The following is a 12,863-nucleotide window of genomic DNA, read 5'->3' as shown; positions in this document are numbered from 1 at the left end:
GAATTCTTTCAATTGATGAAGGATGTCCGATTCAGAAGAACCATGCGAATGATTTTTAAGTTTGCTTGGGATTTCTGGTGGCTGGGCAAGCAAAAGTATTTTATTTCGAGACGGCGCTTGGAAGCGAAAACAAAAGCATTATATCGGAAACAGGCAGCATATTTTACGAAGACCGCAATGGATATGGGTGGATTAATTATCAAACTTGGGCAGCATGTCAGTGCGCAAGTGGATATTTTGCCGAAGGAAATGATTGATGAATTGTCAAAGCTGCAGGATTCCGTAGATTCGGTGGATTTTTCCGAGATAAAGCAGAAGGTAGAGAGTGAACTCAAAGTATCCATTAGCGAGATTTTTGCTGATTTTAGTACAACTCCTATCGCAGCGGCTTCCTTAGGACAGGTACATCGGGCGACATTACGAACGGGTGAAGAAGTCGCAGTGAAGGTGATGCGTCCTGGGGTCGAGGATATTATTGCAATTGATTGGAAATCCATACAGGTTGCTATTCGATTATTAAAGCGCCAGACAAAGATTGCAGACTTCATGGACCTTGATGCCGTGTATGATGAGTTTTATGAAACCGTTATGGCAGAGCTCGATTATCAAAAAGAGGGACGAAATGCAGAAGAATTTCAGATGCTGTTTATCCATCGGGATGATATCGTTGTTCCAGGCATTCATTGGCCCTATACAACTTCAAAAGTTCTAACCATGGAGTTTTTGGAAGGGGTAAAAATCAACGATTTTGCCAAGCTTGATGCTTGGGGTGTGGATCGGACTCAATTAGCGAAGTCATTGATGCAAATTTTTGTAGAACAGATTCTGGTAGAAGGTTTCTTTCATGCAGACCCGCACCCGGGAAATGTTCTCGTGCAGCCTGACGGCACCATAGCATTAATCGATTTTGGGATGGTCGGACGAATTGCAGATGATATGAAGGCGCAGATGGTAGCACTTCTAATGGCCGTGTATTTAAAAGATGCCCACGGCGCCATCGATGCCCTCAATCGTTTAAGATTTTTAAGACGGAATACAGATTTAGAGGTGTTTTCAAGAAATCTTACGTTATTATTTGAACAAATCAACGGGGATACGTTTGACCTGAGTTTTGTGACGTCAGGCGACAATTCGGAAGAGCTACGTGATTTCCTCTATTCACAGCCCTTTCAGTTGCCTGCTAATACAACATTTTTGGGAAAAGCAGTGGGCACGGTTTATGGACTTTGTACAGGACTGGACCCTGAGCTTGATTTGATTGGGACCGTTAAGCCTTATATCGAAGAGGTTGTGCGTAGCGATCTGCGAGGAAGCGTCTTTTCCACCGTTCTAGATGAAGGCAAGAATCTTCTAAAAGGAATCCTTCCTACGACAAAGAAGTTCATTTCTGCAGTTGATAAAATGGATGGCGGAAATCTACGGGTAAAGTTATCGAGTTCCTTTGAGAAAAAATTAATAGATACGCAAAATAAGAATACCCAGCGGATTATTGCCACAATCATTGGAGCGGTATCCCTTCTGACTGCCGCAAACATGTGGAATGAAGTGAATCATATTGTTTCTTATGTGCTGGGCATTTTAGGGTTGCTCATTATGCTCGGCCAGCTCAAAACGAGAGAACGCCGCCGCGATGTAAGACATGCACAGCAGATGAAAGCCATGCGCGAACAGAGTAGATTGGAAAAGTCGAAATTTAAATCCCGTTAATAACGGCCAACTGAGGGGATAGTGGAACTATCGTATTATTCTTCACATGCACCAAGATTTTACAATGATAAGCTCAATAATGTATGCCTTATGACACTTTAGGAGGTAATGTTAATGAGCAAGTACGACGAAGCCATGAAGCTGCTGGAAGAACAAGTGGGTAACAAGGACGGCCTGATCTCTCTGTCCACCATCGCGCTGGAACCGGGGGCCAATGGCAAAAGCCGTCCCGCCGCCCGCATTGTGGATGCCTATTATGAGGACGGCGCATTCTACACCGTCACTTACGCGACCTCAGGCAAGATGCAGCAGATCGCCCAAAACCCCGAAGTCGCCGTTTGTATCATCGTCGAAAACTTTACGGCCGATGGTATCGGTGAAAACCTGGGCTGGGTATGTGACGAGAAAAACGCGGAGATGATGACAAAGCTGCGCACAATATTCGCCGAGTGGTATCACGAAGCCAATAACGACGAAGACCCTAACACATGCCTGCTGCGCATTCGCCTGACAAAAGGCCTGTGGAATGACGCTCATAAAGGGATCCGAAATGAGATTGATTTTGTCAATAAGACGGCAAATTAAGCGGTCTGTGTGGTTCCAATATCTTGCATATTAAGTTACTGCCGTTGGGAGATAAGCATACTGTGATAACAAACAATAGTAGCTCAAAGGGAGTGTGCGGACACTCCCTTTTTTGGCGTTACTTGTGGTACGGTTCACCGTAACATCTAAATAGCGAAAAAGAGCCTGCTTTTATAAGCAGACTCCCTCTTGAAAATGGCGACTGGTGAACCTATCTGGAATGCCGCCATTTCGTCTTTTCCGTTACCACTGCGGTGTGCGCGTCCTTACCCTGTGCCCGGGTGCGACGGATACAGGCCTTTTCGATGCTGTCCGCAGCAAGGATATGGCGGCGTAGCGCATTGTCTACTCCGGTGAAAGTCGTTCAAGCTGGATTTCGCGGAATCGACAATGTTAGCAGTTATATCGTCGACGGGCGAAATAATCACATGGCAGCTCAGATGGGTCGTTTTCTTCCCCGGCACAGAGTAGCTATGTTAATAGAACGCATCTCGCGCCCCAAGGTACATTGAGGGACCCACTTAAGGTACGATTCTCACCCGTTGGGATGATCACCGCCTCTATTTTCTGGATGATACCTCTACCCTCTAAGCCTATGAGCCGATGCCAATATCCGCAACGGAAACAGGCTTCACGAGCGCTTTTTTCTCCCAGGCCCGGCTTCTCCAGCGAAGCAGCATGATGACGCCGCGTATCCATTCATCCACTGTAAATGCAATCCACACACCAAACAGCCCAATCCCGAAATGAACACCCAGCACATAAGCAAGCGGAACTGAAACTCCCCACATCGAGATCACGCCCATCAGGACAGGAAAACGCGCATCCCCGGCAGCGCGCAGCGAATTGATAATAACAATATTGAAGGTCCGGCCGGGCTCAAGCACAATGGAAAGCAAGAAAATACTTGCTCCGAGTGCAATGATATTGGGGTCTTTCGTGAACATGCCGATTATTTCATGCCGAAATATCGCTGCCGTACTGACAATGGCCAAGGTCATTATGAAGCTGATCCTCACGCTTTTTAACAGTCTCCTGTACGCCGCCTTCATTTCCCCCGCTCCCACCATTTGTCCGACAATGATCTCCGTTCCCGCCCCAATCGCCATCGCAAGCGCCATAAAATAGTTTGATACGTTCATTACGTAAACATGGGTGTTTAACGCTGTGAAGCCAATCATATTAACAAAGCTTATGATCATGAGGTACTGCGACTGCCAAGAGAGATGCTCCCCAGCAGCAGGCAGACCAACGCTCATAATCTGCTTCACATAGAAACCATTCCAGGTAACGTAATCCTTCCCGCGAATCGGTGCACGAATTTGACGGTACAAGATCACAAAAAGAACGATAATTCCAAGCAGGCGGCTAACAACCGTCGATATGGCTGCTCCCGTAACACCCCATTGCGGAAAGCCAAGGTTCCCGAAAATAAGCAAATAATTACCTGTCACATGGATCAGATTAACACCTAGCGTCACGAACATAACACTCTTCGTCTGGCCGCTTGATCTGATCACTGACGAAACCGCGTATGACAGCGCTTCTATCCAAATAAAACCACCGATAATTTTCAGATAGTGGCTTGCGATCCCGATTTGCTCTGGATCCAGGTTCATCAGCACCAAGAGAGGCTCTCCGAAAAAAACGAGCAGAATGCTGACGAGAATTCCGAAAATCAGGTTCATTGAAATCGCGAGCGCCGCGATACGACTGGCCTCCTTCTCCCGACCGGCACCGATATATTGGGAGACCGCTACACTGGTACCGATTCCAACAAAGCCGAACATCAGAATGCAGAAGAAAATAATCTCGTTGGCTAGCCCTACAGCCCCCGTCGCCTTGTCAGAAATGCGGCTTAACATAAATACATCCACCGTACCGAGCATCATTCGAAGCACAGAATCGATGAAAATTGGCCAGGTAACGGCGAAAAGACTAAGTTTTTTCCATGATGGAATGTGATCTGATATTGTCACGTTATGCATGCTCCTATTATACCTATTCACTTTACTTCCCCTAGCTTAGCTCCCTTAAGTTAATACGTCTATTGGTATTCACTCTAAATTTGAAAACAACAAGATTACATTTTGGAGATAACCACAAAAGAGCTTGAATGTTTCTTGTTTTACTGACAGGAAGCGATGTTAATGAAAAAGCGGCCGCCTTGGGGAATTGTCCGGATCCCTGCAAAATCGGAACAATTCGCTCTTACTCGGTTAATGCCAACATCTCCAATATGGAGCATGCCCATCTCGCCTTCGGCCTCAGCCTCAGCTCGGAGCAGCCTTGCCAACATATCGATATCCCGTTTCCTGGATTTCACAACCGCCATTTGCTCACCTCATTCGGTTTCTAGACTCATCATATTTTAGGTGAAGCGGATGTTACTTCGGCATACTAAAGAAAACAATAATAAACTGCCATTTCAGTGAACTCTAGCCGACTCATTGAGTGCCGCCAATTTTGAGACCGGGCTGCCTAAAGTGGAGCAGACAGTTCCAAATCGCCGGCTTTCATGTAATGTCTCTTGACAGAGCAGCATGTTGGCATACGATGGTTAATCCCTTATCATTTCCTTTAGTGCTTCTTCAATTTCCGCTGTTAGAACCGCTAATTTCTCCTTATCCGAAACATTCAATTCGCCAACGTTCCGGTTAAATATCGACAACATCTTAGCTGCTTTTTCGGGACTTTCATGCGAATGCAGCAAGTCGTAAATAGCCGCAAACGACTCCGCATGTTGTTCGTTATCGAGTGAACGCATTGTAACAACCTTCCCATTATTGATCGTGCCGAAATAAAAGGTATTACCGGAAGGGTCGCAAAGAGTAAACCGATTGTCCTCTTTTAATTCTCTCACTTTCGAAATGCGCGGAAATCCTGCTCTTGGAACTTTCCCCCATGCGCTTTTCATATTGCCGCAGAACTTCGCGTTCAAGCTGTCGGCGTCTTCAACCTCAACGAATACCATGCTCGCGTTGGCGCTGGGGTCATTTTTTTTACTGCCCCAGAAATGCAAGATGATATCCTCGTAGCTTACAACGGCATACGCATTTGGGGATCTATACTTAGCGATTGTCGTAAAGCCGATGCTTTCATAAAACTCACACTGGATATCAATGCTTACGCAAGGCAATATCGGAATTACTTTGTTCAAATGATCTCCTCCATTTTCATCCCGAAAATTGATTTCGGATTTATTGTACTTACACTCCTAGCGTACAATATTCATGCAAATGGTTAGGTTTGATAAAATATCACCTTATAATACAGGATATAATTTAGTAAAGTAGTCGTCTGCTTTAAGGTTGAATTACAAGGAGTTGAAGGTTGGATGAATGGGCGGATAATAGCCGCAAGGTTGAATATCAGCACGAGCGCATTGAAGCATTACGAAGCATGGGGGCTGATTCCTAAAGTCGAAAGAGCATCGAATGGTTACCGAATATATACACAGGATCATGAAGCGTATTTCCAATGCATTCGCGCCTTAAAATCCGGATTTGGAATGGATCTTGTCAAGGAAGTGATGCCACGCATCATCAGGGGGGAGAGACTTGATGCTCTATGGTTAATTAATCAAGCACAAGTAGACCTGCATGCCGAGAAGCTAACGGTTCAAAGAACAGTCGAGATGCTCGATTTAAGAGAGCTTACTAATCTTCCGCTCAACCGCAGCAAACCGTTTTTTACGATTGGAGAAGTGGCGAAAGAGGCCAACATATCTGCATCCGCAATTCGACATTGGGAAAAAGAAGGATTAATTAAGTCTGAACGGCACAAAGAGAGCGGGTTTCGAATGTATAGCCCGTCGGATCTTCGAAAGATTCTGATCATTCGTACCGTTCAGAGAGTGGTTTACTCCTTGGATGTGGTTCGTGAAGTATTGTCGGATCTTGATAACCATAACGTTGCTCAAGCTAAAGAAATTGCTCTTAAGTCTTTACAATACATTGACCAGACACTCGTAGAGCAAATACGAGGAATATCTTATTTGCAGCAGCTCTTTGACATTCTTACTAACACTGCCTCTGCACCGGTCATTCCAAACTAAATTTCGCCCTGCTTGTGGTAGGGTTCCCCGTAACGGGCTAACGGCAGTTCATAAGCTAATTTAGAGCTGTCAAGACTGAGCGTTATCATTTAAAGCAGCTTAATGATCTCTTCCAGCTCATCGGCCAAACCTTTTGCAAGTTCAAAATTCTTATCCTTTAAAGCCAACTCTATTTTCATTTCAACCGACTTTTTCTTTTGCTCCATTTCCAAATAGTCTTTATTAAAGTGACTCGCATAAATCATCTGTCTAAATTTTCGCATGCTCATTTTTCTAATCTTCTTATCGTCAATGATTAACACATAGTGCATGCCGTTTACGACCGAATAGAAATCATGAGAAATCATTAGAATCGCACCTTTATAGTCTTCGATGGCTTTCTCCAGTGCGATCTGTGCATAGCTATCCAAATGGCTTGTCGGTTCGTCGAGAAGCAGTATGTTGGCCTGGCTGGCAGACGCTTTGGCCAACTGAAGCATGTTTTTTTCTCCACCGGACAAAGATTCAATCTTTTGATCAAGGATTTCTCCTTCAAAATCATAATTTGCAAGATACGCTCTAATCTCGTCATACGTTTTAAACCCGGCATCGATGAATTCATTCATTATGGTATTGGAATCTTTTAGCGTTTCGCCATGAAGCTGAGATAAATAAGCCACTTTAGCATCAGCATTGATTTCAATCGACTCATGATTGTTATTAAAGATTTCTCGGAGCAAAGTCGTTTTCCCGGTACCGTTTGGACCGATAATGGCTACTTTATCCGTAGACTTAATCTCAAAGTTAACATTTTCCAAAAGCAGCTCATTGAAGGCAATGCTATAATCATGGACTCTTATAACAGTGGTGTCTTCCATTTCATGATCCATACCAAAAGTAATATCCGGCTGCTTAATATCGACAAACGGCACTTTGATTCTACGTGCTTCCAATCTTTCTTGAAACTTGACTCTGGCTTTTAACGCTCTTCCTCTGGATGCTTCTGAATGATAAGTCGCCATCGCTCTAAGATTATCGATGATGTTCTCGTTTCGCTCGATTTCTTCTTCTTCAGCAATTGCGAGTTCTTGCAGCTCCATTTTGGTCTGAAGCAAGGAGAAGTTATAATCGATATATCGCCCGTCAAACTCTTGGATCTCCTTGTTTTCCAGGTGTAGGATTTTGTTGAAACAATGATTGAGCAAATACCGGTTGTGCGTAACGACCAGCAGCATTCCCTTGTGAGCATTAATCAATTTTTTAAGCGCATTTAGATTTTCAAAGTCTAAAAACACATCCGGTTCGTCCATAATCATCAAGTCCGGACTGTTAAGCATTTCCTTTATTACTTGAATAAGTTTGAATTCCCCGCCGCTCAGATCGGATACCTTAAGATCTTTTAGCTTCATGAGGTTGGCCAGATTTAGCTTCTTATTAATGCTGCTTTCAAAATCATTCCCGCCGATTGAATCGAAGGCTTCCAAGGCCAATTCAACCTTTTCCAGCAGCGAATCGATGTCCGATGTGGTTTCCATTTCAGCATAAAGGGATGTGATCTCATCTTGTATCTGGATAAACGCTTTCCCGATATATTCAAAAACGGTTGTTTCTTCAGGCTTGTCTACTTGCGAGAACTGACTGACATACCCGATTGTGCAAGTCGGATCGATCTCTAACTTGCCCTCGAACAAATACCTTTCGGGGTCTATCAGGATATCGATCAGTGTACTTTTCCCGCTGCCGCTTGTTCCGATAAATGCGCAATGTTGCCCCTCTTCGAGCTTAAACGAAATGTCCTTATACAGATCCTTTTGCGGAAACGAGAAGGATAAGTGATCAACTTGTATCATACGGTTCCTTTCATAAAAACGTTAGTGGTTGGCTAGCTATATAATCTCTTTATTAAAATGTCCTCTTGTGTCTGTTTCCTGATCAAAGACAGCATGATTCATGGAGCCATTTAATTTGCCAGAGGCCATATGAATGATTTTCACAACCTGCTCTTTTGATTCAACGGTGAAGTTTAATCGGAACGCCTCGATTCCTTTGATGGTTTGTAGCTCATCCAGAAGATTAAGCGTCTTCCCATTAAGAAGAGTCGTTGTACAATCATCATGGGAAATGATAGGGAACGTTCCGTGCTCATCTTTTAACTCATAGCTCCTCGTTTTGCAAATTCTGCATTGATTCATTTTTTTCATCGGACAGTATTTGGTAAACATCAAAGGAGTCTTACCATATACCATCATTTCCAGTGCAGGATAGCCATCATTTTCTTCATAATAGGCATTCATTACATCTTCAATTTGGCTCTTATTCAATTCATAAGATAAAGTGACTCGTTTTGCACCTAATTTATATAATTCATGGCAACTGGTAGCATTAACAACATTCAGAGAGTAGTCCGTAACAAACGGATTCGTTTCTCTGTAGTGATAAATCCCGCCATATCCTCCGATTAACAGCTGCCCTTCTTTGTCCTTATACTTATTCTGATTTCTTCTAATCACGTTTTCAAAATAGATTTCCTTAATTCCGCAGCTCACGCAAGCATCATACTGTTCCTTAGTCGTTACAGAGGCCGTAAGGTATGGTTCTTCAGGGGCAAAGCTTATTTTTTCTTTTACTTTCAAAGCCTTGGTTCTTTTCTCTTGGCTGTTAAGCTTTAAGTCATATAAGCCCAGTACAATATCTCTTCTTGCTGCATTTAACAGTTTAGCTGGAATAAATGCATTGCATTCCTCAAAATCCACATGATGAAGTTCGAATATCGTATCATTTAATCTTGAAAATTGCTTGATTACCTGGTCTTTTGTTGTTGGATTATTAATGGCTTCGCCTAGTATTTCCTCGCTTTCATATGAATAATGATAGCCTAAGCCCTCCGCGTCTATGAGAAGCTTTGAATCTGGACATGCATATACTCTAATATCTAGGCTAAACCGCTTAAATTCTTTTTCCAGTGATGCTTCTAATTCTTTGTGATAGAAATAATCCTTCGTTTTATATACTAGATCTCCCACAGACAACTTTTCTTTGATTTTGATATAGCAGACATGATCTGCTTTGTTGATTAATTCGCCATCTTTATCGTATAGCTTTACAACAGTTAAATTAACATCCTCATGGTCGTGACTTATTCGGATGGTATCGTTTTGATTTAAAGGACGTGTAAGCGTTATTTCATACATGTCTTTAACCATCTTGCTAATGGTTCCAATTTCATAACCAAAGTTATTCGGTCTTAAGATGTTTGTAATATTTCTCTTATCTTCGCGAAACAAATATCCTTTGGTAAATGTTCGATTGAAGGTTTTTTTCAGATTTTCTTTATCTTCTTCGGTTATTTTATGATCTAAGGCCAGGCGATATTTGGATACGACATTAGCAACATACGTAGGATCTTTCATTCGACCTTCTATTTTTAAAGAATCGATTTCTTTTAAATCCTCGATATAATCGACTGTGTTTAAGTCCTTCGTGGATAGAATATAACTTTTCCCTAAAGATGTATCTGTTGTCTTATCCATTAGTTCATACTCCTTACGGCATGAACCCACACATCTCCCGCGATTTGCGCATCGATAGCCGATTAATCCTGACATGAGACAGTTTCCCGAATAAGATACACATAAAGCACCGTGAACGAAAATTTCTAAAGGTATTTCCGCTATTCTTTTGATCTCTTTTACTTTTTCCATCTCAACCTCACGGGACAGAACCACTCTTTTAGCACCAAGCTCTTTAAATAATAAAGTTCCGGCTAAATCGTCTATTCCCATTTGAGTTGAACAATGGGCTTCCAGATCAAGAAAGTTTTCAACGATATAATCGAAAGCAGCCAGGTCCTGGACGATAATGCCATCCACCCCGGTCTCATTTAATTCGCGTATTTGCTCTTTCATCTCTTCAACTTCGTTTTCGAAAACGATGGTATTCATTGTAATATAGATTTTAACATTCCGCAGGTGCGCATACGTAACAGCCTCTTTTAACGATTCTAAATCAAAATTAGATGAGTATGCACGTGCACCAAATTTTTGCATTCCTAAGTATACTGCATCACAACCATTAGATATGGCAGCTTTTAAAGCTTCCATATTTCCTGCTGGAGCTAATAATTCAGTCATTGTTTCCTCCTTATGACCCATAAATATAAAAACTTGCAGTTACTTGTGATACGGTTCACCCCGATTGATCTTCACCGCGCGATAAATCTGCTCGGTGAGCACGAGCCGCATGAGCTGATGGGGCAGCGTCATGCGCCCGAACGACAGCCGCTGCTGCGCGCGGCTGAGCACACCATCGGCGAGCCCGTGGCTCCCGCCGATGACAAACACGACATGGCTCGTCCCGTACGTGCCGAGCCGGTCGAACGTGGCGGCGAGCTCTTCCGAGCTCCACAGCTCGCCGCCCACCTCCAGGGCGATGACATGCGCATCGCCCTTCACAAGCGCAAGCAGGCGCTCGCCCTCTCGCGCCTTCACCTGCTGCACCTCCGCCTCACTCATCGTCTCCGGCGCTTTCTCGTCGGCCACCTCCACGACTTGAAATTTAACATACGGCGTCAGCCGTTTTGCATACTCGGCAATTCCCTGCACCAAATACTTTTCCTTCAATTTGCCGACGGCAATAATCTGAATAAACAAACAACCCGCCCCCATTTGTGGATAATCCCGCAACTGTCAAAATTTCGAAACAAAGTCCCGGCGCACCCGTATTGACTTCATATTGTGCTCTATATTATCTTTATGTTGAACAGTGTTCAAAAATTGAACACTGTTATATACACTCATTCCAGCACTTCGGCTGCAGCATCACTCTCATCTGCTCCCATTATACACAACATTCCACCACGCACGAAGGAGGCGGTCCCCATAGGCACACAGGAACGCAAAGAACGCGAAAAAAATGAAAAACGCGAACGGATTTTGCAAGCCGCGGCGGAGATTATGAAGGATGAAGGCGTCGGCAGCGTCTCGATCCGCAAAATCGCCGACAAAATCGAGTACTCTCCCGCGATCATCTACCATTATTTCAAAGACAAAGAAGAAATCATCAACCAGATCGTGTTCGGGATGTACCAGGAAATGACCGGCGTTTTGACTTCAACCATGCAGACCGCGGCGGGCAGCCCCGAGAGCAAGCTGAAGCAAGGGGTGCGCAAATACATCGAGTTGATGACCGGCATGCCGGCCGAATACAAAACGATCATGCTGAACGACTCCCCTGTCATTTTGGAGCACACCGCCGTTTTGTTTGAGGGAGCGACCGAAGCCCGCCCGGCTCTGGCGATCCTTCACCGGGCCCTGCGCGAGTATTTCGACAGCCAAGGCGCGCAGACGCAGCGCAACGAGCAGCATCTCAACATTGAGCTACACGCGCAAATCATTTGGGCCTCCCTGTTTGGGCTGATCTTGAGGTTGATTACCGAAAAGGTCGAGGAGGATTTCAAAAGCCGGCTGATCGAAGGCTTTATCAATTTTATGATGTCTGCGCTGAGAGCGGAGAGTTGAAGCGATTAGCGGAATATGCGGAAGATTTTGAGTTTGATGCTTCTTCCCGATCCCATTTCCTGCTCTTCTCGCCTCGCGCCTACCTTACAGGGAGGTAACCCAATGAAATTTCGCAAAGAACTAACTATCCTGTCGTTGCTGATCGCCGTACTCGCAATCATTGCCTCGGCGGCGAGGATTTTTTCGGCTGGAGGTCCCGGCAGGCACTCGTTTGCTTCCTTACGCGGGGAGTCCATCGAAATTTACGGCAAAGGGCTATACCGGTTCGACTCGGTATCCATGGCCTCGCAGGCGATCGCGCAGGATGTTGTCACGCTGATCATCGGCATCCCGCTGCTGCTCATATCGCTGTCCCTGTTCAGAAAAGACCGCCTGAAAGGCAGGCTGCTGCTCGCCGGAACACTGGGGTATTTTCTGTACACTTACATGTCCTACTCTTTCACCTCAATGTACAACCGGATGTTTCTGGTTGATGTCGCCCTCATGTCGCTCAGTCTTTTCGCCTTCCTGCTCACGATGATGTCGTTCGATCTCCCGGCGCTGGCCCGAAGCTTCAGTCCCAAGCTCCCCGCCAAGTCGATCGCCGGATATCTTCTCTTCGTCGGGATCATGATCGGGCTCATGTGGCTGGGGCGAATCGCTCCTTCGCTGGGCCATGATGGCGCTCCGCCTGTCGGCCTGGAGCATTACACAACCCTGGTCATTCAAGCTATGGATCTCGGCTTTGTCGTGCCGACCGCAGTGCTTTCCGGCATTTTGCTGCTGCGGCAAAAGCCTTTTGGCCTGCTCCTGTCGTCCGTTCTCTGCGTCAAAAGCTTCACGATGCTGACAGCGATCACCGCCATGGTTATCGGCCAAATCCTGGCCGGAGTGGAGTTCGCGGCGGCGGAGGCCGTATTGTTCCCCGTATTCAACCTCGCTTCGGCGGTCGTCCTGATTCTTTTGCTGAAAAATATAAAAGAGCCCGCCTCCGCGAACTCTTAACCAAGGGAATTCCAAATTCCCGCCATCCCGTATTT

General features: G+C 44.9%; 10 protein-coding genes and 1 pseudogene. 5 read left to right on the top strand and 6 right to left on the bottom strand.

The genetic code is table 11. The features are described from left to right. Positions 1-48 precede the first annotated feature (48 nt). Both ACI48K_RS17485 and ACI48K_RS17480 read left to right on the top strand, forming a co-directional pair. Positions 49-1,707 carry an ABC1 kinase family protein gene (locus ACI48K_RS17485; protein ID WP_475028897.1) on the top strand — a complete coding sequence of 553 codons (1,659 nt, stop codon included), beginning with the start codon at positions 49-51 and terminating at the stop codon, positions 1,705-1,707. 114 nt (positions 1,708-1,821) lie between these two features. Continuing rightward, positions 1,822-2,292, top strand: coding sequence for a pyridoxamine 5'-phosphate oxidase family protein (locus ACI48K_RS17480; RefSeq protein WP_475028896.1), 471 nt, complete (start codon positions 1,822-1,824; stop codon positions 2,290-2,292). Between the two features lie 593 nt (positions 2,293-2,885). Here the strand turns inward: ACI48K_RS17480 and ACI48K_RS17475 are convergent. The 3 genes and pseudogenes from ACI48K_RS17475 to ACI48K_RS17465 all read right to left on the bottom strand — a co-directional run bounded on the left by ACI48K_RS17475 (position 2,886) and on the right by ACI48K_RS17465 (position 5,452). Then, the gene (locus tag ACI48K_RS17475; RefSeq protein ID WP_475028895.1) at positions 2,886-4,271 is read right to left on the bottom strand and encodes an MATE family efflux transporter; all 1,386 of its coding nucleotides are present in this window, start codon (positions 4,269-4,271) and stop codon (positions 2,886-2,888) included. A 188-nt stretch (positions 4,272-4,459) separates the two neighbouring features. Further along, a pseudogene (locus ACI48K_RS17470) lies at positions 4,460-4,627 on the bottom strand (cell wall hydrolase); the annotation flags it as partial. Between the two features lie 225 nt (positions 4,628-4,852). After that, entirely contained in the window at positions 4,853-5,452 is a 600-nt protein-coding gene (locus ACI48K_RS17465; RefSeq protein WP_475028894.1) for a VOC family protein, read from the bottom strand. 177 nt (positions 5,453-5,629) lie between these two features. Between ACI48K_RS17465 and ACI48K_RS17460 the strand changes: the two genes are divergently transcribed. Further along, a complete protein-coding gene (locus ACI48K_RS17460; RefSeq protein WP_475028893.1) occupies positions 5,630-6,349 on the top strand; it encodes a MerR family transcriptional regulator in 720 nt (239 codons plus the stop codon). Positions 6,350-6,438: 89 nt separating this feature from the next. Here the strand turns inward: ACI48K_RS17460 and ACI48K_RS17455 are convergent, their stop codons facing one another. From ACI48K_RS17455 to rlmH, 3 genes are read right to left on the bottom strand one after another with little or no spacing between them, the layout of a single operon-like run. Continuing rightward, positions 6,439-8,178, bottom strand: a complete 1,740-nt coding sequence (locus ACI48K_RS17455; RefSeq protein ID WP_475028892.1) for an ABC-F family ATP-binding cassette domain-containing protein — start codon at positions 8,176-8,178, stop codon at positions 6,439-6,441. A gap of 36 nt (positions 8,179-8,214) precedes the next feature. Continuing rightward, positions 8,215-10,458 carry a U32 family peptidase gene (locus tag ACI48K_RS17450; RefSeq protein ID WP_475028891.1) on the bottom strand — a complete coding sequence of 748 codons (2,244 nt, stop codon included), beginning with the start codon at positions 10,456-10,458 and terminating at the stop codon, positions 8,215-8,217. 39 nt (positions 10,459-10,497) lie between these two features. Continuing rightward, on the bottom strand, positions 10,498-10,977 hold the full coding sequence (rlmH, locus tag ACI48K_RS17445) for a 23S rRNA (pseudouridine(1915)-N(3))-methyltransferase RlmH (RefSeq protein WP_475028890.1): 480 nt from the start codon (positions 10,975-10,977) through the stop codon (positions 10,498-10,500). A 102-nt stretch (positions 10,978-11,079) separates the two neighbouring features. Between rlmH and ACI48K_RS17440 the strand changes: the two genes are divergently transcribed. Both ACI48K_RS17440 and ACI48K_RS17435 read left to right on the top strand, forming a co-directional pair. Further along, positions 11,080-11,844, top strand: a complete 765-nt coding sequence (locus ACI48K_RS17440) for a TetR/AcrR family transcriptional regulator (RefSeq protein WP_475028889.1) — start codon at positions 11,080-11,082, stop codon at positions 11,842-11,844. Positions 11,845-11,946: 102 nt separating this feature from the next. Next, entirely contained in the window at positions 11,947-12,828 is an 882-nt protein-coding gene (locus ACI48K_RS17435; protein WP_475028888.1) for a hypothetical protein, read from the top strand. Positions 12,829-12,863 lie beyond the last annotated feature (35 nt).

Source organism: Paenibacillus terrisolis (assembly GCF_056171975.1).
The sequence above is the reverse complement of the archived record's forward strand: the minus strand, read 5'-3'. Positions and strand labels throughout refer to the sequence as shown.